This is a genomic window from Rahnella sp. PAMC25617, from assembly GCF_050606005.1.
Classification (GTDB): Bacteria; Pseudomonadota; Gammaproteobacteria; order Enterobacterales; family Enterobacteriaceae; genus Rahnella; species Rahnella variigena.
In genome coordinates this window covers 86,399-110,868 of sequence record NZ_JBOCUM010000001.1, presented here as the reverse complement: position 1 = coordinate 110,868, position 24,470 = coordinate 86,399, and the positions used below count along the sequence as shown (strand labels likewise).

Annotated in this window: 21 protein-coding genes; 12 read left to right on the top strand and 9 right to left on the bottom strand. The window is 54.2% G+C overall.

The window, feature by feature from the left end; genetic code table 11:
* Positions 1-14 precede the first annotated feature (14 nt).
* From ACM615_RS00495 to ACM615_RS00475, 5 genes are all read right to left on the bottom strand, one after another.
* On the bottom strand, positions 15-2,141 hold the full coding sequence (locus tag ACM615_RS00495) for an alpha-galactosidase (RefSeq protein ID WP_431011264.1): 2,127 nt from the start codon (positions 2,139-2,141) through the stop codon (positions 15-17).
* Positions 2,142-2,281: 140 nt separating this feature from the next.
* On the bottom strand, positions 2,282-3,289 hold the full coding sequence (locus ACM615_RS00490) for a LacI family DNA-binding transcriptional regulator (protein ID WP_129637768.1): 1,008 nt from the start codon (positions 3,287-3,289) through the stop codon (positions 2,282-2,284).
* A 102-nt stretch (positions 3,290-3,391) separates the two neighbouring features.
* A complete protein-coding gene (locus tag ACM615_RS00485) occupies positions 3,392-4,054 on the bottom strand; it encodes an OmpA family lipoprotein (RefSeq protein WP_129637767.1) in 663 nt (220 codons plus the stop codon).
* Between the two features lie 221 nt (positions 4,055-4,275).
* A complete protein-coding gene (locus ACM615_RS00480) occupies positions 4,276-4,719 on the bottom strand; it encodes an N-acetyltransferase (protein ID WP_431011263.1) in 444 nt (147 codons plus the stop codon).
* On the bottom strand, positions 4,716-5,288 hold the full coding sequence (locus tag ACM615_RS00475) for a DNA-3-methyladenine glycosylase I (RefSeq protein ID WP_129637765.1): 573 nt from the start codon (positions 5,286-5,288) through the stop codon (positions 4,716-4,718). Before ACM615_RS00475 ends, ACM615_RS00480 begins: the two co-directional genes overlap by 4 nt.
* Before the next feature lie 192 nt (positions 5,289-5,480).
* Between ACM615_RS00475 and ACM615_RS00470 the strand changes: the two genes are divergently transcribed.
* From ACM615_RS00470 to ACM615_RS00440, 7 genes are all read left to right on the top strand, one after another.
* Positions 5,481-7,487, top strand: coding sequence for an autotransporter outer membrane beta-barrel domain-containing protein (locus tag ACM615_RS00470; protein WP_431011262.1), 2,007 nt, complete (start codon positions 5,481-5,483; stop codon positions 7,485-7,487).
* Between the two features lie 78 nt (positions 7,488-7,565).
* A complete protein-coding gene (locus tag ACM615_RS00465) occupies positions 7,566-7,814 on the top strand; it encodes a type II toxin-antitoxin system Phd/YefM family antitoxin (protein ID WP_431011261.1) in 249 nt (82 codons plus the stop codon).
* Positions 7,804-8,088: a type II toxin-antitoxin system RelE family toxin gene (locus ACM615_RS00460; RefSeq protein WP_431011260.1), complete on the top strand. Its 285-nt coding sequence runs from the start codon at positions 7,804-7,806 to the stop codon at positions 8,086-8,088. The genes ACM615_RS00465 and ACM615_RS00460 overlap by 11 nt, the downstream gene beginning before the upstream one ends.
* Positions 8,089-8,209: 121 nt before the next feature.
* Positions 8,210-9,124 (top strand): glycine--tRNA ligase subunit alpha, encoded by a 915-nt coding sequence (gene glyQ, locus ACM615_RS00455; protein ID WP_014333298.1) that lies wholly within the window; start codon positions 8,210-8,212, stop codon positions 9,122-9,124.
* A 9-nt stretch (positions 9,125-9,133) separates the two neighbouring features.
* The gene (glyS, locus tag ACM615_RS00450) at positions 9,134-11,203 is read left to right on the top strand and encodes a glycine--tRNA ligase subunit beta (RefSeq protein ID WP_431011259.1); all 2,070 of its coding nucleotides are present in this window, start codon (positions 9,134-9,136) and stop codon (positions 11,201-11,203) included.
* A gap of 670 nt (positions 11,204-11,873) precedes the next feature.
* Positions 11,874-12,596 (top strand): DUF3053 domain-containing protein, encoded by a 723-nt coding sequence (locus ACM615_RS00445; protein ID WP_113876842.1) that lies wholly within the window; start codon positions 11,874-11,876, stop codon positions 12,594-12,596.
* Positions 12,597-12,773: 177 nt separating this feature from the next.
* The gene (locus ACM615_RS00440) at positions 12,774-13,568 is read left to right on the top strand and encodes a DsbA family protein (RefSeq protein WP_113876844.1); all 795 of its coding nucleotides are present in this window, start codon (positions 12,774-12,776) and stop codon (positions 13,566-13,568) included.
* Between the two features lie 99 nt (positions 13,569-13,667).
* On the opposite strand, the gene nudI is transcribed toward ACM615_RS00440, so the two are convergent.
* Complete coding sequence (gene nudI / locus ACM615_RS00435; RefSeq protein ID WP_129637761.1) at positions 13,668-14,093, bottom strand: nucleoside triphosphatase NudI; 426 nt, start codon at positions 14,091-14,093, stop codon at positions 13,668-13,670.
* A 663-nt stretch (positions 14,094-14,756) separates the two neighbouring features.
* On the opposite strand from nudI, the gene ACM615_RS00430 reads away from it, so the two are divergent.
* From ACM615_RS00430 to ACM615_RS00420, 3 genes are all read left to right on the top strand, one after another.
* Positions 14,757-16,670 (top strand): PTS mannitol transporter subunit IICBA, encoded by a 1,914-nt coding sequence (locus ACM615_RS00430; protein ID WP_113876846.1) that lies wholly within the window; start codon positions 14,757-14,759, stop codon positions 16,668-16,670.
* A gap of 98 nt (positions 16,671-16,768) precedes the next feature.
* Complete coding sequence (locus ACM615_RS00425) at positions 16,769-17,917, top strand: mannitol-1-phosphate 5-dehydrogenase (RefSeq protein ID WP_431011258.1); 1,149 nt, start codon at positions 16,769-16,771, stop codon at positions 17,915-17,917.
* A gap of 136 nt (positions 17,918-18,053) precedes the next feature.
* On the top strand, positions 18,054-18,602 hold the full coding sequence (locus ACM615_RS00420; protein WP_014411435.1) for an MltR family transcriptional regulator: 549 nt from the start codon (positions 18,054-18,056) through the stop codon (positions 18,600-18,602).
* 130 nt (positions 18,603-18,732) lie between these two features.
* On the opposite strand, the gene ACM615_RS00415 is transcribed toward ACM615_RS00420, so the two are convergent.
* Positions 18,733-19,341, bottom strand: a complete 609-nt coding sequence (locus ACM615_RS00415) for a LysE family translocator (protein WP_159281823.1) — start codon at positions 19,339-19,341, stop codon at positions 18,733-18,735.
* 145 nt (positions 19,342-19,486) lie between these two features.
* Between ACM615_RS00415 and ACM615_RS00410 the strand changes: the two genes are divergently transcribed.
* Positions 19,487-20,986 carry a PLP-dependent aminotransferase family protein gene (locus ACM615_RS00410; protein WP_113876852.1) on the top strand — a complete coding sequence of 500 codons (1,500 nt, stop codon included), beginning with the start codon at positions 19,487-19,489 and terminating at the stop codon, positions 20,984-20,986.
* Between the two features lie 65 nt (positions 20,987-21,051).
* Positions 21,052-21,411, top strand: coding sequence for a YibL family ribosome-associated protein (locus ACM615_RS00405; RefSeq protein ID WP_113876854.1), 360 nt, complete (start codon positions 21,052-21,054; stop codon positions 21,409-21,411).
* A 63-nt stretch (positions 21,412-21,474) separates the two neighbouring features.
* Here the strand turns inward: ACM615_RS00405 and yiiM are convergent, their stop codons facing one another.
* Together yiiM and ACM615_RS00395 are read right to left on the bottom strand one after the other, a co-directional pair.
* The gene (yiiM, locus tag ACM615_RS00400; RefSeq protein ID WP_113876856.1) at positions 21,475-22,146 is read right to left on the bottom strand and encodes a 6-hydroxyaminopurine reductase; all 672 of its coding nucleotides are present in this window, start codon (positions 22,144-22,146) and stop codon (positions 21,475-21,477) included.
* Between the two features lie 109 nt (positions 22,147-22,255).
* A complete protein-coding gene (locus ACM615_RS00395; protein WP_431011257.1) occupies positions 22,256-24,202 on the bottom strand; it encodes a methyl-accepting chemotaxis protein in 1,947 nt (648 codons plus the stop codon).
* Positions 24,203-24,470 lie beyond the last annotated feature (268 nt).

Below are 24,470 nucleotides of genomic sequence, written 5' to 3'. Positions count from 1 at the left end.
GGCGTTTTTTGTTGTTATCTGATTTCTTCGAAGCCCAGAAGCAGGGCGCTTTCCGGATCCAGCACCGGCAACGCCAGCCCGGCATTCGCCAGCCATTCACCGCTCAGCACCGGCGATTCATGCAGCCAGGCCGGTTGCACGCGCATGGTGTGACCGCCGCCGCCGCCTTTCAGCAACGTCGGTTCATCCAGCACCGTCACGCGATAACGTGCTTCAGGTTTCAGCCCCGGCACCCGTAACGATCCGGGCAATGACCAGGTCGGCATCGCCAGCTGGCTGATCAGAAATACCGCGCTGCCGGCGTTTTTACTGACTACGCCGTTAATCAGCATCGTCTCGTCATGCGTATCCACGCGGTAAACATCGCCGCTGTGTAATAACGGGCGCAGCTGCTGATGCAGGCGGGTGTATTTCGCAAAACCGGCGCGCTCCGCCTCGCCTTCTTTCACCGGATCCAGCTCAATGCCCATGTGACCGAACAACGCCGTCAGGCCACGGAATTCAATGCTGTGCTGGCGCGAGGTGGCGTGGCACAGCTTGTTGCCGATGTGCGATCCCATCACTTCCGGCGGGAAGAAATAGCTCATGCCACGCTGAATTTTCTGCCGCTCCAGCGCGTCGTTATTGTCAGATGTCCAGAAGCGATGGCTGCGTTTGAGCACCTCGAAATCAATACGGCCACCGCCGGACGCGCAGGATTCAAACTCGATGTGCGGGAAGCGTTCGCCCAGCACATCCAGCAGACGGTAAAACTCATGCGTTTGTGCCGTCAGCGCCGCGCGGCCTTCGTGACCGGGCTGAACGATTTCGCGGTTCATGTCCCATTTCACGTAAGCCACATCGTGTTCGCCGAGCAGCCAGCTCATACGTTCCACCAGATAATCAAAGACCTGCGGATTATTCAGATCGAGCACGAACTGATGACGCCCGCTTGGTTGCTGATAACCGGGCAATGCCAGCAGCCAGTCGGGATGGGCGCGATATAAATCGGAATCCGGGTTAATCATTTCCGGCTCGACCCAGATACCAAATTCCATGCCGAGATTTTTGACGTGGTCGATCACCGGTTTCAGGCCGTGCGGGTATTTCTTCTCATCGAGATACCAGTCACCCAGCGCGGCACGGTCGTGGTCGCGGCCACGGAACCAGCCGTCGTCGATAATGAAGCGTTCCACGCCTAACGCGGCGGACTCAGTCGCCATCTGCATGATGTAGTCTGGATCGTGATCGAAATAAATCCCTTCCCAGGTGTTGAGATGCACCGGACGCGGTTTCTCAGCCGGGAAGCGCAAAATCTGTTCGCGGACAAAGCGGTGGAATTGCTGACTCATGCGGTTCAGGCCGCTGGCGGAATAGCTGGCGTAAAGCCACGGCGTTTCCAGCGTTTCACCTTGTTCAAGCCGTTGTTCACCGGGGAAATACAACGCTTCGGCCTGCACCAGACGCCGGCCGTCGATTTTGATGTCAGCGCGCAGACGATGGTTGCCGCTCCAGCCCAGATGCATCCCCCAGACTTCGCCCTGTTCTTCGCTGAAACCCGGATGACCGATCATCATCGCCGGGAAATATTCGGAAGACGTTTTACCGCGCCGGTTTTCCTGAATGATGCCGCCGTGATCCAGCAGCGTGCGGTGCGGCTGAAACTCCTTGATCCAGCGGCCATGAAACGCCATTACTTCGGCGGCGCGTTCCGGCAGCGGCAGCGTCACGGCCAGCCGCGTCACCTGATAGGTGCCAGGCTTGAGATTGGTCAGCGCGTTACGCATCTGCAAAACGCCGCTGTCATCGAGGCGCAACTCGCTGCGAAATTGCAGCCCGGCGATCGCGTCTTCGGTGGTGATGGTGAGCTGGTTTTCGTCGTGCTTTACCTGCGTGGTATTGAACACCGGCGACCAGTCCAGCCCGTCGCGATGGCCTTCCACGCCCGGTGTGCCGAAAGAACCGCGTCCGGAATCCGCGCTGACATTCACCGGCGCTTCCACATCAATCCGGCCATTGGGCACGGCGCGGCTCAGCGAAATGATGTCATCTGCGGAAAACTGACTGAGGCGGTTTCCCCAGTAAAGAATTTCGGCGTAAGGCGTGCAACGGACGATCAGGCTGGTATGCCCGCCGGTTAAATGAACAATCTGGTTTTCCATATAGTCACTGCTCCACAGAAAGATTTGCGCTGATAAGACGCGATCAGGTGGAGTAACTATTGATCCGAAACGTTTCGGATGGGAAATGTGAAGGTTAAAAACTGTGATATAGGGTGGAAAAATAATCTAAGGGGGAAATATCAGCGTGGTGGATGGACGGTGACGCCCGCCTGCAATTCCGGTTGCCAGAGAACCTGCAAATTTTTCAGCGGTTCGTTGCGGATCAGCGCCATGGTCATGGTGGCAATCTGCAACCCGACCGCTTCACGCGTGCCCTGACGGACAGCGGTCACAGCCACATCGGGCACGCTGTCGCACGGCAATCCGTCAAAGATAATCAGGGAAACACCGCCGCTGAGCAGTAATCCGGCTTCATGCAACGCCAGCGCAGCACCTTCGCCATGCATGTTGCAGTCGCAGACGATCGCCGTCGGTGGCACCGGTAAGGCCAGCAGCGCCTGCGTAGTCTGATAACCGGCGCGGCGGCTCGGGCTGATTTTATGCACGTAATCAGGATGATGTGGCAGGGCGTTTGACTGCAATCCGTCGAGATAACCCTGATAGCGCTGACCGATAAACGATTGCTGATTATTTTCGCCGAGAAACGCGATGCGCTGATGCCCGAGCACGGCGAGATGATTGACCGCCATCTGCATACCGGCGCGGTTATCAAAATCAAACCAGGCGTAATCCTGCGTCAGACATCCGCTGCGCCCGAGCGCCAGAAACGGGAAATTACGCTGCTGCAAATCCAGCAGTCGCGGATCGTTATCCAGCGTATGCGCCACCAGCATGGCATCGACGCGTTTACTTTCGATGAGTCTGCGCCACGAAAAGGTGCCCAGTTCATCCGGCACCAGCAGTAAATCGATTTCATATTTTGCCAGTTCGCGGGTAATACAGCCGACCATTTCGATAAACGCGGAATTGCTTAACGGATGAGAAGTGAAGGGGAAAATGAGGCCAACGGCGTCGATTTTACCCATTTTCAACCGTCGGGCGAGGGTGTTGGGCCGGTAGCCACGTAAATCTGCCGCCGCCTGAACGCGTGCTTTGGTGTCAGCTGAAACGTCATCGTACCCGTTCAGCGCACGGCTGACGGTGGTGACAGAGAGACCGAGATCTTTCGCAATGGCTTTCAGAGACATACTCACATCCGTTACACAGGTGGGAAGGCACGTGGCGGGAGAATATCACAAACGCGAAAACGGAGCCGGGTGGCTCCGTTTTTATCAGGGGCAGGACGAAATTTACTGCAACGGACTGAGGGTGATCTCAACGCGACGGTTCTGCGCTTTGCCCGCTTCGGTGCTGTTGCTGGCGATCGGATTGTCCGGGCCTGCGCCAGTGGTATGAACACGGCTGCCTTCAACACCTTGCGTGATCAGCGCGCTGCCCACGCCGTCAGCACGTTGCTGCGACAGCTTCATGTTGAGCGCGCGGGTGCCGGTGCTGTCGGTGTAACCGACGACGTTGACGGCGGTTTTCGGATACTCTTTCAGTACCATCGCCACGCCGGTCAGCGTGTTAGCGCCAGCGGGTTTCAGCGTGCTGCTGTTGGTATCGAAGGTCACGTTATTTGGCATGTTCAGCACGATGTTATCGCCCTGACGGGTCACGCTGACGCCGGTGCCTTTCATTTTGTCGCGCAGTTTAGATTCCTGCACATCCATGTAATAACCTGCACCGCCGCCCAGTGCGGCACCGGCTGCGGCACCGATCAACGCGCCTTTGCCGCGGTCGTGTTTAGAAGAAGACAGCATACCGACGCCTGCGCCGAGCGCGGCCCCAAGACCTGCGCCAATGCCGGATTTCCCTGCTTCTGATTCGCCGGTGTAGGGGTTAGTGGTACAGGCCGACAGGCCCAGGGTGACGCAAAGTACGCCCGCAACCACAACTAATCTTTTGCTCATCTTATTTCCTTCAGGATGTTTATTATTCAGAACTTAACCGCTGCATTATGACTTCGCGCTTTCTGAGAAGTTGCACAGAAAAAGATGTCAAAACATAAACAAATGCAACGGGAGGACATCAGTCCTGCGGCGTTCTGGCGCTCTTTATGCGCAATTTCGCGGTGTTAAGCAGTAGGAGAATTCCGGATATCCCTTTTTGTATTTTTACCGGTTTCAGGAACTTATTCAGAAAGGGGCCGGAACCAGCGCAGGATATAGGTCGGTAAGTCAGTGCCGGGATGGCGGGTGCGGGCGGAGATTTCAAACTTTTCCTTGTGATAGAACGCGACAGCGCGGTGATTTTGCTGATAGACCTCCAGCAGCAGCACCGGATATTCATCTTTAGCGGCGCCCATCAGCCGTTGTGCGGTGCCATCGCCGTAATGGGATTCTTCGACAAACAGTGCACCGATAAACTGCTGATTCAGTACGCCGATAAATCCGCCAATCACATCATTCGCATCGCAATCCACCCAGACGCGCGCTTTGGGCAGAAACTCTTCCCTGACCATTTGCAGGCTTTCAATCCAGTAAGAATCGGCGATAAAAGGATGGGAAAGTAATGAACTGCGCAGCCACAGCATCAGAATGGCTTCGGTATCGCCGGGCTGCGCAGCGCGGATCATGACGGCTGATTCGCGGGATGGCAGAAGCAATACGACTGATGATCGTTCACCAGCCCGGCGGCCTGCATAAAGGCATAACAAATCGTGGATCCGATGAATTTAAAACCTTTCTTTTTCAGCGCTTTGGACATGGCATCTGAAACCGCCGTTTTCGCCGGAACGCCTTCGGGACCGGGGGGATTATTGATGACCGGTTGACCGCCGACAAAATTCCAGATGAATTCTGAGAAGTCCTCCCCGCTGGCCTGCATCGCCAGATACGCCTGTGCGTTGCCGATAATGGCTTTGATTTTGCCACGGTGACGAATAATACCCGCGTCGAGTACCAGACGTTCCACATCGTCATCGGTCATTTTCGCGATACGTTTGGGGTCAAAATTATGGAAGTTCTGACGATAATTCTCACGCTTTCTCAGCACGGTGATCCACGACAGGCCTGCCTGCTGGCCTTCGAGACACAGCATTTCAAACAGTTCGCGTCCATCCTGAACCGGAACGCCCCATTCTTTATCGTGATATTCGAGGTAAACCGGCTCTTTCGAAACCCAGCTGCATCGGGTGGTCGCCATTCTGTTGTCCTTATAAGAGGCTGAAATGCGTGGCGTCAGTGTGTGGCTTCTCGGATAACTCTGCAACGTCGCAATTTCTGAACCTCTGCCTTGACGCTGGTCGGATCTGAACAATATTTAAAGCCACTTATTACGCAATCCTTACATTCAATCATAGCGTTGCGACACCGATCTATCAGGGATATCACACTTATGACCGGAAAAAAGACGTCCATTCTAAGGCTGACGAAAGGGGCATTCGCGGTGGCACTGTGCCTGGGAATGCAGGCTCCTGCGCAGGCTTTTGACCAGCTTTATGTTTTCGGCGACAGCCTGAGTGATACCGGCAATATTGGCCGCTGGACCTTCGACAGCAGCTCACATCAGCTCTATGACGAAATCCTGGCGAATAACATCGGCACAACGTTAACGCCGTCCTCAAAAGGCGGCCTGAACTATGCCGAAGGCGGCGGCGTCGCGGTACCGGGGCTGGATTCTGACTACACCACCCAGGATCAGGTCAAAAGCTATCTGGCCTCGACCGGCGGCAAAGCCGACCCGAACGGGCTGTATGTGCACTGGATTGGCGGCAACGATCTGGCCGCTGCGGCGCTGAGCCTGAACCCGATCACGGCGGTGGAAATTGCCACCAACAGCGCGACGCAGGCGGCCTCGCAGGTGAACGACTTACTGAAAGCCGGAGCCGGAACGGTCGTGGTGCCAACGGTGCCGAATATCGGCCTGACGCCGGTGCTGATGGAAGGCGTGATACAGGTCGGATTACTGCCGGTGCAGCAACAGGCGCTGGAAGCGGCATATCAGTATCTCAATGCACAAAATACGCCGGATGCCGATGCCCGCACCGAAGCCATTCACAATGCGCTGGCAGCCGCTGCGGCGGAAGGCTCCGGTATTCCGCTGGTGCAGGACGTGATCGCCAAAGGGCTGGCAGCGGCTTATGACGCGCTGAAAGACGTGGCTGGCGGTCTGACAGACACTTACAACACCACCGAAGATATCGCGCTGGCGAAAACCGGCGGCAATATTGCGCGTGTGGATATCAACGGGCTGTTCAACGAAGTGGTGGCCGATCCGGTGTTATACGGTTTCGCCAATACTGCCGGTACCGCCTGTCCGGTCGGGACATCCGCGTCGGAATGTACCTCGAACCTGCCGGGCTTCGACACCAGTAAAGCTTTCCTGTTTTCGGACCATTTCCACCCGACACCTCAGGCGCACGCGCTGATTGCCCAGTATATTCAGTCGGTGATCGACGGCCCGCTGGAAGCCTCGGCGCTGAGTCAGGGGTCACTGGCGCTGGCGAGAAATACGCAGGGATTGCTCGACAGCCGTTATCAGCAGCTGCGCACGCAGGATAATGACGCCGGCACTTTCGGCATGTTTGGCGGCTACGCCGGGCAAAGTGCGGACAGCAAATTCAGTCCGTCGATGGGTCTGGGCGATGGCGACCTGACATCTAACTCGCTGAATATCGGCATGGATTATCAGATGACCGATCGCTGGATGATGGGGCTGATGCTTTCCGGTTCCGATGATAAAGACGATCCGACCGATCACTACAGCTACCGCACGCGCGGCTGGATGGCGACCGCATTCACGGGCATTAAAATCGCCGAAAATGGCTGGATCAACGGCGATTTGCATTACGGTTCGCTCAATTATGACGACATCAAACGCCGCATCACCCTCGGACCCACCACCCGTACCGAACGTGGTGATACCGACGGTAAACAGATCGGCGGACGCGTCACCGCAGGCTGGGATTTCCCGGTGCTGCCGGTGCTGAAAACCGGGCCAGTGGCGCAATACAGCTGGGATTACAGCAGTGTTGACGGTTACAGCGAGAAGGGGAATAACAGCACCTCAATGCGCTTTGGCGATCAGACTTCCCATTCACAAATCGGCGCACTGGGCTGGCGTGTCAATGCCGAACTCGGCATCGTTAATCCTTATGCACAGGTAACGTATGACCGGCAGTTTGGGGATAAAACCTACACCACCACCGGCGCGATCAAATCCACCCGCACGCGGTTCAGCCGCACTACCGGCGAGCAGGATGACGACTGGGTTGATATGACCGCAGGTTTAAACGTGCAAATCACCCACAGCATTTCAGCATTTGCGGCTATTTCTCAAACCACCGGGCTGGATTCCGGCGAGCAAACTTCCTATAACGCTGGGATCAGTGCGCGGTTTTAAAAGATATTATTAAGAGTGCTTTAAAGGATGTCTTTAAAAGCTATACTGACGGCATAGTATGAAAAAAGGAGAAAAACTATGCCGTTTGAAATACTCACTTCCTCAGCCGCCAGTATTACTGAACTAAAACGCGACCCGATGGGAACATTTAGTGCAGGCGAAGGCGAAGCGGTGGCGATACTCAATCGTAACGAGCCCGCTTTTTATTGCGTTCCGCCCGATGTTTACGCCTATTTTCTGAGTCTTGCAGAAGACCTTGAATTGAACCGCATAATGGATGCGCGGCAGGGTGAAGAAAGGATAAGGCTGACACTGGATGACTTATAAACTCAATTTTTTCAAATCAGCTTTAAAAGAATGGAAAGCACTTGCCCCAACGTTCAAGGAGCAATTTAAAAAGAAACTGGCCGAGCGGCTGGAGGATCCTCACGTGGTTTCTGCCCGCTTATGTGGCCCTAAAAATAACCGCTATAAAATCAAATTAAAGAGTCTTGGTTATCGCCTGGTGTATCAGGTAGAAGATCAGGAAATCATCGTGACCGTTGTCGCGGTGGGTAAACGCGAAGGCAACGAAGCGTATAAACTGGCTGAGAAGCGCTAAATACTGGCGTCCCGAAAGCAAATCCGGCTGAACTGATGTGTCATTCTGGCTGATTATCTTCCGTGCAGCGGGTATACTGTCGCACTCTCTTTACACCCACTTTCTCGCGTGCGAATCCAACATGCAAAAGTTTGATACCAAGACATTTCAGGGCCTGATCCTGACACTGCAAGATTATTGGGCGCAGCAGGGCTGCACCATTGTTCAACCGCTGGATATGGAAGTCGGCGCGGGCACCTCGCACCCGATGACCAGCCTGCGCGCACTCGGCCCTGAGCCTTTTGCGGCAGCGTATGTTCAGCCATCACGTCGTCCGACCGACGGCCGCTACGGCGAAAACCCTAACCGTCTGCAGCACTATTATCAGTTCCAGGTGATGATCAAACCTTCACCGGAAAACATTCAGGAGCTGTATCTTGGCTCGCTGAAAGAGCTGGGTCTTGATCCGCTGATCCACGATATCCGCTTCGTTGAAGACAACTGGGAAAACCCGACGCTCGGCGCCTGGGGTCTTGGCTGGGAAGTGTGGCTGAACGGCATGGAAGTGACGCAGTTCACCTACTTCCAGCAGGTCGGCGGCCTGGAATGTAAACCGGTAACCGGCGAAATCACTTACGGTCTGGAACGTCTGGCGATGTACATCCAGGGCGTGGACAGCGTTTACGATCTGGTCTGGAGCAACGGTCCGCTGGGTAAAACCACCTACGGCGACGTGTTCCATCAGAACGAAGTGGAGCAATCGACGTATAACTTTGAATACGCCGATGTCGATTTCCTGTTCACCTGTTTTGAACAGCACGAGAAAGAAGCACAAACCCTGCTGGCTCTCGAAAAGCCACTGGCACTGCCCGCGTACGAGCGCATCCTGAAAGCGGCCCATTGCTTCAACCTGCTCGACGCGCGTAAAGCGATTTCTGTGACTGAACGTCAGCGCTACATTCTGCGCATCCGTACCCTGACTAAAGCGGTAGCTGAGGCGTATTACGCTTCCCGCGAAGTGCTGGGCTTCCCGATGTGCAAAAAGAACGAGAAGTGAGATAAGTCCATGACTGAAAAAACATTTCTGGTGGAAATCGGCACGGAAGAACTGCCACCGAAGGCTCTGCGCAGCCTTGCTGAATCTTTTGCCGCTAACCTGACTGCGGAGCTGGATGCGGCGAACCTGCCACACGGCGACGTAAAATGGTTTGCAGCTCCGCGCCGTCTGGCGCTGAAAGTCTCCGGTCTGCATGAATCTCAGGCTGACCGCGAAGTTGAAAAACGCGGCCCGGCTGTCGCGCAGGCATTCGATGCCGAAGGCAATCCAAGCAAAGCCGCTGAAGGCTGGGCTCGCGGTTGCGGTATCACCGTTGATCAGGCCGATCGTCTGGTCACCGACAAAGGTGAATGGCTGGTTTACCGTGCGCACGTCAAAGGCGAAAGCGCGCAACAACTGCTGCCGGCGATGATCGCCACTTCACTGTCTAAACTGCCAATCCCTAAACTGATGCGCTGGGGTGATTCCGACGTGCAGTTCGTGCGTCCGGTTCACACCGTCACGCTGCTGTTAGGCGATGAGCTGATCCCGGCGAAAATCCTCGGTATCGATTCTGCCCGCACGGTTCGCGGTCACCGCTTCATGGGCGAGCCTGAATTCATCATCGACAACGCCGATCAGTATCCACAGATTTTGATGGAACGCGGCAAAGTCATTGCGGATTACGAACAGCGTAAAGCGCTGATCAAACAGGATGCGGAGAAAGCGGCGAAAGAGATTGGCGGCATCGCCGATCTGAGCGAAAGCCTGCTGGAAGAAGTGGCGTCTCTGGTCGAATGGCCGGTGGTGCTGACCGCGAAATTCGAAGAGAAATTCCTGGCGGTTCCGGCTGAAGCGCTGGTTTACACCATGAAAGGCGACCAGAAGTATTTCCCGGTGTACGACACTGCGGGCAAACTTCTGCCGAACTTTATCTTCGTGGCTAACATCGAGTCGAAAGATCCGCAGCAAATCATTTCCGGTAACGAGAAAGTGGTGCGTCCGCGTCTGGCCGATGCCGAATTCTTCTTCAATACCGACCGCAAAAAACGTCTCGAAGATAACCTGCCGCGTCTGGAAACCGTGTTGTTCCAGAAACAGCTGGGTACGCTGCGCGACAAAACCGACCGTATTCAGGCGCTGTCAGGCTGGATCGCTGAGAAAATCGGTGCCAACGTTGAGAACGCAAAACGCGCCGGTCTGCTGTCAAAATGTGACCTGATGACCAACATGGTCTTCGAATTCACCGACACGCAGGGCGTGATGGGCATGCACTATGCGCGTCACGACGGCGAGCAGGAAGAAGTCGCGGTAGCCCTGAACGAACAGTATCAGCCACGCTTTGCGGGCGACGAGTTACCGGCTTCGCTGGTAGCGTGCGCGCTGGCAATCGCTGACAAGATGGACACCCTGGCCGGTATCTTCGGCATCGGTCAGCATCCGAAAGGCGATAAAGACCCGTTCGCATTGCGTCGTGCCGCGCTCGGTGTTCTGCGTATCATCGTTGAGAAAAACCTGCCGCTTGATCTGCAAACCCTGACCGAAGAAGCCGTGCGCCTGTACGGCGACAAGCTGACTAACGCCAAGGTTGTCGATGAAGTGGTTGATTTCATGCTCGGTCGTTTCCGCGCGTGGTATCAGGAAGAAGGTCACGCGGTCGATACCATTCAGGCTGTGCTGGCACGTCGTCCGACCAAACCGGCAGATTTCGATGCGCGTGTGAAAGCGGTGAGCTATTTCCGTACGCTGGATGAAGCGGCAACGCTGGCTGCGGCCAACAAGCGTGTGTCCAACATTCTGGCGAAATCCACCGACGTTCTGCTGGATCACGTTCACGCGTCCGTGCTGAAAGAACCTGCTGAGCTGAAACTGGCGACGCATCTGGTGGTTCTGCGTGACAAACTGGAACCGCTGTTTGCGGCCGGTGAGTACAAAGAAGCGCTGGTGGAACTGGCTGCGCTGCGCGAAACCGTCGATACGTTCTTTGATACCGTGATGGTAATGGATGAGAACGAAGCGGTGCGTATCAACCGTCTGACGCTGCTGTCTAAACTGCGGGAGCTGTTCCTGCAGGTCGCGGATATTTCGCTGCTTCAGTAAGCAGTTGACTTTTTAAAGTCAAAATTAAAGTCAAGGTCGTGGGCATCGGCCCACACCGACCAGAGGGAGAATAAACCTTCTCCCTCTGGACTCCCGCGTTTTCTCACAGCGCGCTCTGCTCGCTGACTATGTTTCAGCTGCCGTGGCGACAGCCGCAAAATTCCGCCGCTGCGCGGTGCCCTCCGTTCGGGTTACAACCCGCGTAAAAAAACACGCGGTTTTGCACCTCTCCTCCGGCGGTATTTTGGAACCGGCCTCAGGCTTTGACTTCACAACCTTACTTTCTTTATTTTTTAAAAAGCTGCGGGCGATTCAGAAATCTTGCTGAGCGGAGCGGACTGGAGACCAGAGGCTCCAGTACCGAGAGAAGAGACCGCGCAGCGGCAAGATTTCCAGCCTGTCATAGTGATAGCTGAAACATAGCCAGCGAGCAGAGCGCGCAGTTTAAAAACGCAGGATTCCAAAGGGTTTCGTTTAAAACCCTTTGGGCCAGTGTGGGCGGCGAGCCCGCGGTGTTGATCCTGACCTTGAACTTCAAATTTAAAACTTTTCTACGCTTTTTTAAAAAGCGTTCTCCCCCCAATTGTTCTATCCTATAACCCGCATGGAATGCACAGCATCGGCAGGGAACTGGCCGGAAGAAGAACATTGAAATCAGGAGTCAGGACTCATGGCTGTAGGGATCAGAAGCGGTGTATTTTCTCGCTGGCTGGCGCCGTTTATCGCATTGCTGGTCGTTTTCCAGCTCACTGCCTGTGGCGATAAAGAACCGGAACAACGCAAAGCCTTTATCGATTATTTGCAAAATACCGTCATGCGCAGCGGGCAAAATTTGCCTTCGCTGAGTGAAGATCAGAAACAACGTTTTGGTAATTACGCGAACGACTACGGCATTATCCTGTCATTCTCCCGCCAGATGAAAGGCGCCGTTGATGGCAGCCTGGTACCGGTGGTCAGCGCGATTGGTCAGGTGCGTACTCCGCAAGATTACATGACCCAGCGCAGCGCATTGCAACAGGCAGCCAGCACGCTGAGTATGCTGAATGCACAGTTGCGTGATTCAAAAGTGAAAGCCGATACGGCGATGGCGGCACTGAAACAACCGGATGATCTGAAAGCGGTTTACGGCCAGGTGTACAACACGGTTGTCACCCAGCCAGCGAACGTGCTGACGCCTCTGGTGCCAGCGCTGCAAAGCTTCACGCAGGATATCGTCTCTGTCGGTGATTATCTGCAACAACAGGGCCCTCAGGTCGCGTTTGCCAATGGCGGCGTACAGTTCCCGACGCAGCAGCAGGCAACACAATACAACACCATGATGTCCAATCTGGTCGGCAAACAGCAGACATTGCTTCAGGCGCAGAAAGTCGCCCAGGGCGATTTCAGCAACTAAGCCAGACCATCGTTTTCAAAAAAGCCACGTCATCGCGTACGTGGCTTTTTTATTTCCGCCGTTCCTGCCCTTATATTTATAAAAAATGACAATTTTTAACCTGCAAATCCGGCCAAATTCCTCTACTTTTGAAGGCAACTGTCCGATTTTCCCCGTATTTCACTTTAAGGATTTTTGATGAAACGTCAGACGATGACTCTGTTGGCTTCTCTGGTGCTGGCGCCGACGCTGGCTTTTGCTGCCGACAGCGCAACCGCAGATTTCACCCCGGCGCAGCAGGAAGCCATTGGTAAAATTGCGGCGGATTACATGTTGCAGCATCCGGAAATTCTGGTGCAGGTCAGCCAGAAATTGCAGGCACAGCAGGCGGATCAGCAACAACAGCAAACCCTGAGTGCAGTGCTGGCAAACGCCAAAGCGCTGGTGAATGACCCGGCGACCCCAAGCTACGGCCCGAAAGATGCCAAAGTGGCATTCGTGGAATTCTTCGATTACCAGTGCCTGTATTGCAGCCACATGGCGCCGCTGGTTGAGCAGACCGTGAAAGCCAATCCGAACGTGCGTTTCGTCTTTAAAGAATGGCCAATCTTCGGGGACCGCTGGAAAGCGTCCATCTCTGCGGCTGAAACCGGTATGGCAATCTGGAAAGAAAAAGGCGCTCAGGCGTACTTTGATTACCACAACAGCATTTACCGCACCGGCCATGACGAAGGTAAACTGACCGATGCCGACATCGCGGGCGCAGTGAAAGCCGCCAAAGCCACAGCACCGACCGACGCACAGCGTAAAGCAACGCACGAAGCCATCGCCTCGAACGATGAACTGGCACGTACGCTGGGCTTCAGCGGCACGCCAGGCTTCGTGGTGATGCCAACCAGCGGCGCGACCGCTGAAAACACCACCGTGCTACCGGGAGCCGTGTCTGCCGAAGATTTGCAGGCGGCCATTGTGAAGGCCCAGGGCGGGAAGTAATACCGTAAACCCGGAGTCGGAAGGCGCCGGGTTTTCTCTCTTATTAGATTATTCCAATAATCAACAACTTTCCCTAGCCATAATGCTGACGATAATCCTTTACAGAACCCCTTTCTGGGTAAAAGTGATCCGAGTCGCCTCATTTAAATCCATCGTTTTCAACATTTCAGGTCGCACCCAGATTACTTCCTGAAATTCTTCGTTGAACGTAATATCCCGATTAGCACTAATACAATCGAATATAAGATAAATCATGTAAATTTCTTCGGTGGTGCCGTCCGGATACGTTTTAATCCGGGTATCATCACGAAAAGTCCATGGTGTGATGTCAGTGATAATAAGTTCCTCTCCTAATTCCTCCATGATTTCGCGTCTGAGAGCAACTTCGATCGTTTCCCCAGGTTCAACTCCTCCACCAGACAGAGCCCACTGCCCCGGGAAAACCCCACGATCCGAAGCCATTTTACAAAGTAGAAACTCGCCCTCATTTTGTATAACCGGGCAAACAATTATCCTCTGCCGCATTTTCTCTCCAAATTGATTTAACCTTATTAAGTTTGTGGCTATATACGTGCAGTACTCCCTGACTGTGTAAGAGAAAAGTTCAGGAACCGTATTGCGGTACTTAATCCATCCAAGCTGCCTGAATTCTATACTGAAAAAATTTGGCTGTTCCGCACATCATCACATAAAGACTACATTATCCGGCGGACAGCCAGGCAGCATTCCCCCGACTGTAATTTTATTTCAACCTCTCCTCCGTAAACTCACTTTTCCATTCCCGTGACACGTCTGAATGCTTTTTAAGCGAAATAAGCCGGTCTGCCCAAAAATACTTTGTGATGAATATCACATTTTAATGATAAAGAATCGTTAACAAATAGTGATGTAAATCACATTTTTGACGGTGTTGCGTTTAAATAATAATCAGTGTAGCCGGGTTACAGGGTGTTTTTGTGATCATGATCACCAAAAATGAGGGGGTGGTGGCCGTATACGTGTGATCTCCGTCACGGGCTGCCGGGTGGCTACGCGAGGCCTATAATCACGTGGTAGAGTCCGCCTCGCAGACAGCAATTCGACGGACGGATTTTTAAAGCAGTGGCACAAAAACCGAAATAACCGTCACCGATAATTAACTGATATCACGCGCTCTATTGTCAGCGCGTATCAATAGGGGTGCGTTTTATGTTTTCACCAGACGTTAAGATCAAAGTTCAAAACTTTGGTCGCTTCCTGAGTAACATGGTAATGCCCAACATCGGCGCGTTTATCGCCTGGGGTATCATTACTGCTCTGTTCATTCCTACCGGCTGGATCCCTAATGAAACATTAGCGAAGCTGGTTGGCCCGATGATCACTTATCTGCTGCCATTGCTCATCGGTTATACCGGTGGTCGTCTGGTCGGTGGTGACCGTGGTGGTGTGGTCGGCGCAATCACCGTTATGGGTGTTATCGTTGGTGCGGATATGCCAATGTTCCTCGGCGCAATGATTGCAGGTCCGCTGGGCGGCTGGTGCATCAAGCGTTTCGACCGCTGGGTTGACGGTAAAATCAAAAGCGGCTTCGAGATGCTGGTTAACAACTTCTCTGCCGGTATTATCGGTATGCTGCTGGCGATCCTGGCCTTCCTGGCGATTGGTCCGCTGGTAGAAGCGCTGTCTAAAGTGCTGGCTGCAGGCGTGCACATCATGGTTATTCATAACCTGTTGCCGCTGGCCTCTATCTTTGTTGAACCGGCGAAAATCCTGTTCCTCAACAACGCCATCAACCACGGTATCTTCTCTCCGCTGGGTATCCAGCAGGCGACTGAAACCGGTAAATCAATCTTCTTCCTGATCGAAGCGAACCCGGGTCCGGGTATGGGCGTCCTGATGGCGTACATGTTCTTCGGTCGTGGCAGCGCTAAGCAATCTGCTGGCGGCGCGGCAATCATCCACTTCCTGGGTGGTATCCACGAAATTTACTTCCCATACGTTCTGATGAACCCGCGCCTGTTACTTGCGGTCATTCTGGGCGGTATGACTGGCGTGTTTACCCTGACCCTGCTGAACGGCGGTCTGGTGTCTCCGGCTTCTCCGGGTTCCATCCTGGCCGTGCTGGCGATGACGCCAAAAGGTGCGTACTTCGCTAATATCGCGGCCATCGTGGCAGCCTTTGCGGTGTCCTTCGTTATCTCTGCTTTGTTGCTGAAAACCACCAAAGCGAAAGACGGCGACGACCTGGACGAAGCAACACGCCGTATGCAGGACATGAAAGCCCAGTCTAAAGGCGGCAAACCTGCTGTTGCAGGCGTAGCGGGCGACCTGTCTACCGTACGTAAAATCATCGTAGCCTGCGACGCCGGTATGGGTTCCAGCGCAATGGGTGCGGGTGTTCTGCGCAAAAAAGTGCAGGATGCAGGACTGACCAACATCAGTGTCACCAACAGCGCCATTAACAATTTGCCTGATGATGTGGATCTGGTGATTACGCACCGTGACCTGACTGAACGCGCCATGCGTCAGGTGCCACATGCGCAGCACATTTCGCTGACCAACTTCCTCGACAGCGGCCTGTACACTGACCTGACTTCCCGTCTGGTGGAAGTGAACAAAGCCAGCCAGTACAAAGAGAAAGTGACGACGACGCTGGGCGACAGCATCGTGGCAGACAATGAAAACGAAAACCTGTTCCGTATCAGCGAAAGCAATATCTTCCTCGGCCTGAGCGCTGGCACGAAAGAAGAAGCGATTCGTTTTGCGGGTGAGCAACTGGTGAAAGGCGGGTATGTTCAGGCAGAATATGTCGACGCGATGCTGGCACGTGAGCAGCTGACCTCGACGTATCTGGGCGAATCCATCGCTGTGCCACACGGCACCATCGAAGCAAAAGACCGTGTACTGAAAACCGGTATCGTGTTCTGCCAGTATCCGGCGGGTATCCGCTGGGGCGATGATGAAGATGACCGCGCACGTCTGGTCGTCGGTATCGCAGCACGCAATAATGAGCACATCAACGTGATCACCAAACTGACCACGGCGCTGGACGAAGACGGTGTTATCGAGCGTCTGGCGAACACCACCAGCGTTGAAGAAGTACTGACTATTCTTCGCGGCTGATACTGAGCAGTTAATCGAAAAGTAATTACTAAGCGGGTCTTGCGAGACCCGCTTGTTGATTCGGAGCCCGGTGCTCCTCACGATTTGAAGGAATAAATATGAAAGCATTACATTTTGGTGCAGGTAACATTGGTCGCGGTTTTATCGGTAAATTACTGGCTGATGCGGGGATTGAACTGACGTTTGCCGATGTCAGCCCTGCCTTGCTGGATGCGCTGAACAGCCGCAAAGGCTACGACGTGCACGTTGTCGGTGAACAGGCCACCGTTGAGCCTGTCAGCAATGTGAATGCCGTAAACAGTGCCGGTCAGGATGCCATTAACCTGATCGCCGACGTTGATCTGGTGACCACTGCCGTCGGCCCGACCGTGCTGGAAAAAATCGCGCCAAACGTGGCTAAAGGTCTGGTTCTGCGTCATCAGCAGGGTAACGAAAAGCCGCTGAATATCATCGCCTGTGAAAACATGGTGCGCGGGACCAGCCAGTTCAAACAGCACGTATTCAATGCGCTGCCGGAAGATGAAAAGGCCTGGGTTGAAGCGCATATCGGTTTTGTCGATTCCGCCGTAGACCGTATCGTCCCACCAGCGGCAGCCGGTACTACCGATCCGCTGGAAGTCACCGTTGAAACCTTCAGCGAATGGATTGTGGATAAAACCCAGTTCAAAGGTGAATTGCCACACATCGCCGGTATGGAACTGACCGATAATCTGATGGCATTCGTCGAGCGTAAACTGTTCACCCTGAACACTGGTCACGCGATCACCGCGTATCTCGGTCAGCAGGCCGGTCACGCGACAATCCGTGATGCAATCCTGGACGAGAAAGTGCGTCTGGTGGTTCGCGGTGCGATGGAAGAAAGTGGTGAAGTGCTGATCCGCCGTTACGGTTTTGACCCGGAAAAACATTTCGCCTACATCGAAAAAATTCTGACCCGTTTCGAAAACCCGTACCTGCATGACGACGTTGAGCGCGTTGGCCGTCAGCCACTGCGTAAACTGAGTGCAGGCGACCGTTTGATCAAACCGTTGCTCGGCACGCAGGAATACCGCCTGCCGAACGACAATCTGATCAGAGGGATTGCCGCCGCGATGCATTACCGCAGCGAGCAAGATCCGCAAGCTAAAGAACTGGTAGAATTGCTGGAGAAAGTCGGGCCAAAAGCCGCCCTCGCCCAGATTTCAGGTCTGCCAGAAGATGGCGAAGTTGTGGCGAAAGCCGTCGCTCTCTACGAATCGATGCACTAATACTGCGTTTATTTTGATTTCGCCAACACCAGGCAAAGAAAGCCCTGTCGGGCAGGATGTTTCTGCCCGACATGCGCGCATCATGGATGACGCCAGGGGCGCTGTCAGCATCGGCACTTTACTGCAAGTAAGCCCTATGGAAAAAGCTCAGGCGTTTGAAAACCGTGTACTCGAAAAGCTCAATGCGGGTAAAACCGTGCGCAGCTTTTTGATGACTGCCGTGGAATTACTGGCCGAAGCGCTGGATATTCTGGTGGTGCAGGTTTTTCGCAAAGACGATTACGCGGTGAAATATGCGGTCGAACCGTTACTGACCGGCACCGGTCCGCTTGGTGATTTGTCGGTGCGTCTCAAACTGATTTATGCGCTGGGTGTGATCAGCCGTCATGAATATGAAGATGCGGAATTACTGATGGCGCTGCGTGAAGAGCTGAATTACGACGGCGAAGAGTATCGTTTTACTGATGATGAAATTCTCGGCCCGTTCGGTGAACTGCATTGTGTGACGGAACTGCCACCGGCACCAACGTTCCTGAAACCGGGAGAAGCTGACGAATCGCTGATCGCCATGCAACGTCAGCGTTACCAGCAAATCGTCCGCTCCACGATGGTTCTTTCCGTGACCGGGCTGATCGCCCATATCAGTAATCAGCAGCCTTCCAGGCTTTCTCCGGTGCAAAAATAAATCCTCGTCATACTTAGAGCCACAGATGCGTTGGCTGCGTTCAGTCACCCGAATCACTTACTTGAGTCAGCTCATCGGGACTCCATCACTTGCCGCTTTCCTGCAACCCGAACTATTTTGGGGATTCGTTTTAGTTAAGCGCATGGCGCACTTCACCGACCAGCAGCCACAGTGCGGTTAACGCCATCATGCCGCCCATGATCGTGTTGAACATCTTCAGTTTCCATTCCACACGTAACGCCTGACGTAACCTGTCACCCATCACTACCCAGACCAGAATGCACGGCAGATTGATCAGCGCGAAGCCGAGGCAAATCAGCAGCGTGTGATGCAGCATATTGCCATCCGGCGGGGTAAACAGAATCGCTACGTTGGTCGCCATCAGCCAGGCTTTCGGATTCACCGCCTGAAATAACGCGCCATTAATCATATTCATCGGCTGTTGTTTTTCGCCATCTTTCGGCGAGCCTGAACGGTAAATTTTCCACGACAACCAGAACAGATACGCGCAACCGATCGCCGCCATCGGCAGGCGCACGACCGTCATCCAGCTGAGTAAAATCGCCAGCATAGAAGTCATCAGGGCGCACTGCACCACGCAGCCGAGAGTTATCCCCAGCATCATCGGCACGCTGCGGCGCAGCCCGAAATTCACCCCGGAAGCCGCCAGCAAAAGATTGTTCGGGCCTGGCGTAATTGACATCACGGTGACGTAACTGACAAAAGCGGTATCTATCATTTTAGTTTTCCTGCATCCCCTGTTTTCCAGACAACCAGAGTAAACAGTGAACAGGAAAGGTAACAGAACCAGAAATACGCTATTGTCATGGTTACAGATTGTGTAACGAAAAACTGTACCCATCACTTTTCACGGAACTGACACCATGACTGACACTGCGGATTTCAGCGACACCCGATATAACCAGCTGGCGGAACAACTGGCCGATGCCATACGTCGTGGCACACTTGCGCCCGGCAGCCGTTTGCCATCGGTGCGGCGCAGTGCGCAAACCTGGTCAGTCAGCATCAATACCGTGGTGGCGGCTTACCGGCGGCTGGAAGATCGCGGGTTTATCGAGGCGCGTCCGCAGTCCGGATTTTATGTCCGTGCAGCATTGCCTGCGCTGACCCATCAACCGCATGAACAACCGCAGACGCCCGCCGCAGAACCGGCAGATGAAGTGCTGGATTTGATCGACAAAGTTTTCGCCTCGCAAATCGACCCGACGTATACCAATCTGTCGCTGGCCTGCCCGCAGTCGAATGACTTTTATCCGACCGGAAAGCTCGGGCGAATTATGTCGTCTTTGCTGCGCCGCCAGCCAAATCTCATCGGGCAATACGCGTTGCCGCCGGGCAGTCCGGCGTTACGCCAGCAAATCGCCCGCCGTGCGCTGACGCTCGGCATGATTTTAGAACCGGCCGACATCACGATTACGCACGGTTGTATGGAAGCGTTGCAACTGGCGCTGCGCGTCACTACCAAACCGGGCGACAGCGTCGGGCTGGAAACACCGACTTATTTTTATCTGCTGCCGATGCTGGCGAGCCTCGGGCTGAAAGCGGTAGAAATCCCGACCGATCCTCAAACCGGTTTATCGCTGGATGTGCTGGAAATGCTGCTCACTGAAAAGCGCCTGAATGCGGTGATTGCCATGCCGACGGCGCAAAATCCGCTCGGCTTCACTATGCCGCTGGCAGCGAAGAAACGGCTGGCACGCCTGATGAACGATCACCAGGTACCGCTGATTGAAGACGGGCTTTACGCCGAAATTCAGTTTGGCGCAACGCTGTCTCCGGCGGTGAAATCTTTTGACCGTGACGGCTGGATCCTGTTTTGCACCAGCTTTACCAAAACGCTGGCGCCTGATTTTCGCATCGGCTGGGTAGAAGGCGGGCGCTTTGCCGATAAGCTGCATAAACTCAAAGCGGTGTCGTCGATGGCAGAATCGGCGTTGCTTTCTCAAACGCTGACGGTGTTTCTGGAATCGGGCGGTTATGACCATCATCTGCGGGCTTTGCGCAAACGCTACGCATCACAGGTTGAACAGGCGCGCGCGCTGATCGCCCGCCATTTCCCGCAGGGAACGCGTGCCACACAACCGGCGGGTGGCTTTGTGATTTGGGTCGATTTCCCGCCGGGCGTTGATTGCGTCACGCTGTTCCGCCAGTTGCTGAAAGATAAAATCTGCATGACGCCGGGACAACTGTATTCGCCGAGCGGTCGCTACAGTAACGGCCTGCGCTTGTCGTGCTGTTATGTTTTTGATACCCGTTATATTTCGGCGATGATCCGCATTGGCGAGCGGGCCTGCGAGATGTGTGGTTTACCGCCCGGGCTGGCAGAAACGCAGGAGCAAGCTGAAGAATCGCGCACTTCCTGATACACTGACGGTTATTATTCCCAATTTACAATCGTGCCCGCTGCGGCATGAACGGATCTGAAATCATGAAAGAAGTCGAAAAAGCCGAGATCAAGCGTCTCAGCGACATGCTGGATGCACTGAATCACAAAGATGCGACCGTTATTCAGGCAGGTAATGCTGAACTGATCGACAAGCACGAAGAAGAGAAAGAAAAGCTGGCTGCCGAGATCGCGCGTCTGAAAGATGTGCGTGTGAAAAAACTCAGCACCGAAGCGCAGAAACTGGAAAAGCTGTTCAGTCGTGAAATCACCAAGAAAGAACAGGCTGATATGGGCACGCTGAAGAAAACCGTACGCGGTATCGTGGTGGTTCACCCGATGACTGCACTGGGCCGCGAAATGGGCCTGAAAGCGGTGACCGGTTTCGCGAAAAAAGAATTCTGAATAAATACTCCCAGGGGTGAAGTTTTGCCCTGCTCCTCCCCTTCGCAGGGGAGGGCGTTAACATTACTTCCCAAACAATCTCCGCCCAAAATCCTCAATCTTGCGATTCACCAGACGCATTTGCATGGTTTTACTCCAGCTTGCTGAAATCCCTGCCGCAGACATCAGACGCCGGTACTGTTCTTCATCGAACGGCATATGAAACGCGATAGAAATTGCTTCGGCGACGGAGACTTCACTGTTGCGCGTCAGCAGCTCCAGCGGACGATCGCCACTGGTTTTGCCGGTGCCTACGACGCGGTATAACCAGCCGCAGCGGCCGCTTTGCTGCAACAGTGGCGACAGATTCTGGCAATCGAGAAAATGGTTCAGCTTGTAGCAGGGTGCGCGAGGCTGCGTGACCTGAATCAGCGTGTCGCCCCAGCGGAAAATATCGCCGATAAACACGTTATCTTCGGTCATGCCGAGCGTCGAAAGGTTTTCGCCAAAAGCGGGCGGATGGAAACGATCTTCTTCTTCGGGAAACTGCTGGCGCAGCCAGGCGTAATGCTCGCGAGGGAAATGGCACAGCGCGCGGTCAGCGCCACCGTGATATGACTTTTCGGCCTGCTGATCGCCTTCCAGCCCGAAAGGCGTTAAGGCGATGCCGCCATCAACCTGACGTTTGGCAATCGCACTGGGTGAGAAATCGGGATATTGCTCGATGGTACCGATGTACACGTCGGGATAATGCATAAGCTCTCCGCTGCTGAAATGTCACTCACACCAGCATAACCTGCATTGGGCAGCGGGAATAGAAGGAATACCTGCGCGCAATCAGGGAACTGCGCGCAGTAAAGAGGGGTCAGAACGTTTCCCAGTTTTCCTGGCTGGTTTTGCCTTGTACCGGCGGCGCGAGAGTCGGGCGACGAAGCGGGGCGGACGCCGGTGCGTTCAGCATATTGCCGTTCCCGGCGAGACGGAATACCGAAACCGCCTGCGTCAGCGTTGCGGCCTGATCTTCAAGAGAATCAGCGGCAGCAGACGACTGCTCAACCAGCGCGGCGTTCTGCTGAGTGGTGCTGTCCATCTCCACAATCGCCTGTGATATCTGCGCGATACCCCGGCTTTGCTCGTCAGACGCGGAGGCAATTTCACCCATAATATCGCGAACATGCGAGACGGATTTCACGATGTCCTGCATCGTGCGCCCGGTATTTTCCACCAGTCTGGCACCGGTACTGACGCGTTCAACCGACTCGGCAATCAGCCCTTCAATCTCTTTTGCCGCCTGCGCGCTGCGTTGCGCCAGTGTGCGGACTTCAGAGGCCACCACGGAGAATCCGCGTCCCTGTTCACCGGCACGCGCAGCTTCAACCGCGGCGTTCAGTGCCAGAATGTTGGTCTGGAAAGCGATGCCGTTAATGACCGAGGTAATTTCGGCAATGCGTTTTGAGCTGCCGGAAATTTGCTGCATGGTATCGACCACTTCGCCAACTTGCTTGCCGCCAAGCGTTGCCGTGCCTGAGGCTTCACTGGCCAGTTTGCTGGCGTGATGGGCGTTATCGGCATTCTGTTTCACCGTCGCGCTCAACTCTTCCATGCTGGCAGCGGTTTCTTCAACGGCCGCCGCCTGCTGCTCGGTGCGTGAGGAGAGATCGGTATTCCCCGCAGCGATTTCAGCTGCAGCGTGGGACACCTGCGAAACGCCGGAGCGGATTTCATAAATCATGGTGCTGAGATTCTGGCTCATCGCGGCGACTGCGTTCATCAGCATCCCCAGCTCGTCACGACGTGTTGTCGGATGTGCGGCGGTCAGATCACCCTGCGCAATAGCTTCGGCAGTTTTCAGGGTATCGCGCAGCGGCTGGGCAATCTGGCGGGTAATGCGCCACGCAATGATGATGCCGGCCAGCATCACAATCAGTGTAATCACCATCATGATCATCTGCGCATGGCTGATATCCAGATGCGTATTTTCCAGTTCATTTTTGAAGATTTTCGCCACCAGAGCATTCATTTCTGTGGCTTTTACTGACAACAGCTGGGAGTTTTTCTGCTCTTCTTCATAGGCGGGCATATACGCCACAACGTGGCTTTTATACGTCGCCAGCGCGCTCATCAGCGGGGCGAGAGTGGCCTGCTGATTCGGTAACAGCAGCGCATTCAGCTTTTTGGCATTCGCTTGTGTGTCATCAATCGACTGCAACAGCTTGGCTTCGGATTCTTTGTTAATGCTCAGCAACAGGCCGCGCACGTTATAACGCACGCTGATCAGTTTCTGAATCACCTCAGCCAGAGAAAGACGGATGGAAGGATCCGCATCTTCCACGCGCAACTGATCCTGTAAACGCGTCACCACGGCTTCAGTTTCGGAAAGGTTCCAGCTCGCGCGAACGGCATCCTTCTTATCGACAGCCAGCTTAAATGCGTCCTGAGCCTGTTGATATTCGTGGATTTTAACCGGCACCTGATTGAGTTCTGCGAGACTCGCCGCATCCCACTCCAGCTTGTCTTTCGACTGGGCAATCAGCTGCGAAAGTGCGCTGATTTTGTCCTGGTTTTGTTTGAGATAAGCGGGATCGTAATTGAGCTGATACAGCGTGCGGCTGAGACGGGCTTCGTTTAACAGCGCATTCATCTGGTTGCTGAAATCGACTTTTTCAGCTCGCTGGCTGATGTCGTTAAATTTGATCATCCCTGCCACGGTGATGGCCACGGCGATCAGAAGTACCAGCCCGAAGCCCAGACCCAGTTTGGTGCCGACCTTGAGATTATTCATCCACTGCGAAAGACCTGTTCCGTTGCTCATGTTCATTCTCCGTCGAACATCCCTTTAAAATTAATAAGTGATTTTGTGACGCCTTTGTGAACAACCTATCGGTGGACTTAAGAGAAACTTTATAGGGAACGGCGCGTATTTTTGATTAATGCGAGCGGGATCGGATAAGGGCAGAGGGGAAATGAATAATTGGCAATAAAACAGTGATCAGGCTTAGGTCTTTACTCAATAAAGAGTACATGAAAATGGACATAAAAAAGGCGGGTCAGTGACCCGCCATTGGCGAAAACATCGTGCC

Coding starts and splice junctions, on each gene's coding strand:
- ACM615_RS00495 (WP_431011264.1), bottom strand. CDS start 2,141: ATGGAAAACCAGATTGTTCATTTAACCGGCGGGCATACCAGCCTGATC.
- ACM615_RS00490 (WP_129637768.1), bottom strand. CDS start 3,289: ATGTCTCTGAAAGCCATTGCGAAAGATCTCGGTCTCTCTGTCACCACC.
- ACM615_RS00485 (WP_129637767.1), bottom strand. CDS start 4,054: ATGAGCAAAAGATTAGTTGTGGTTGCGGGCGTACTTTGCGTCACCCTG.
- ACM615_RS00480 (WP_431011263.1), bottom strand. CDS start 4,719: ATGATCCGCGCTGCGCAGCCCGGCGATACCGAAGCCATTCTGATGCTG.
- ACM615_RS00475 (WP_129637765.1), bottom strand. CDS start 5,288: ATGGCGACCACCCGATGCAGCTGGGTTTCGAAAGAGCCGGTTTACCTC.
- ACM615_RS00470 (WP_431011262.1), top strand. CDS start 5,481: ATGACCGGAAAAAAGACGTCCATTCTAAGGCTGACGAAAGGGGCATTC.
- ACM615_RS00465 (WP_431011261.1), top strand. CDS start 7,566: ATGCCGTTTGAAATACTCACTTCCTCAGCCGCCAGTATTACTGAACTA.
- ACM615_RS00460 (WP_431011260.1), top strand. CDS start 7,804: ATGACTTATAAACTCAATTTTTTCAAATCAGCTTTAAAAGAATGGAAA.
- glyQ (WP_014333298.1), top strand. CDS start 8,210: ATGCAAAAGTTTGATACCAAGACATTTCAGGGCCTGATCCTGACACTG.
- glyS (WP_431011259.1), top strand. CDS start 9,134: ATGACTGAAAAAACATTTCTGGTGGAAATCGGCACGGAAGAACTGCCA.
- ACM615_RS00445 (WP_113876842.1), top strand. CDS start 11,874: ATGGCTGTAGGGATCAGAAGCGGTGTATTTTCTCGCTGGCTGGCGCCG.
- ACM615_RS00440 (WP_113876844.1), top strand. CDS start 12,774: ATGAAACGTCAGACGATGACTCTGTTGGCTTCTCTGGTGCTGGCGCCG.
- nudI (WP_129637761.1), bottom strand. CDS start 14,093: ATGCGGCAGAGGATAATTGTTTGCCCGGTTATACAAAATGAGGGCGAG.
- ACM615_RS00430 (WP_113876846.1), top strand. CDS start 14,757: ATGTTTTCACCAGACGTTAAGATCAAAGTTCAAAACTTTGGTCGCTTC.
- ACM615_RS00425 (WP_431011258.1), top strand. CDS start 16,769: ATGAAAGCATTACATTTTGGTGCAGGTAACATTGGTCGCGGTTTTATC.
- ACM615_RS00420 (WP_014411435.1), top strand. CDS start 18,054: ATGGAAAAAGCTCAGGCGTTTGAAAACCGTGTACTCGAAAAGCTCAAT.
- ACM615_RS00415 (WP_159281823.1), bottom strand. CDS start 19,341: ATGATAGATACCGCTTTTGTCAGTTACGTCACCGTGATGTCAATTACG.
- ACM615_RS00410 (WP_113876852.1), top strand. CDS start 19,487: ATGACTGACACTGCGGATTTCAGCGACACCCGATATAACCAGCTGGCG.
- ACM615_RS00405 (WP_113876854.1), top strand. CDS start 21,052: ATGAAAGAAGTCGAAAAAGCCGAGATCAAGCGTCTCAGCGACATGCTG.
- yiiM (WP_113876856.1), bottom strand. CDS start 22,146: ATGCATTATCCCGACGTGTACATCGGTACCATCGAGCAATATCCCGAT.
- ACM615_RS00395 (WP_431011257.1), bottom strand. CDS start 24,202: ATGAGCAACGGAACAGGTCTTTCGCAGTGGATGAATAATCTCAAGGTC.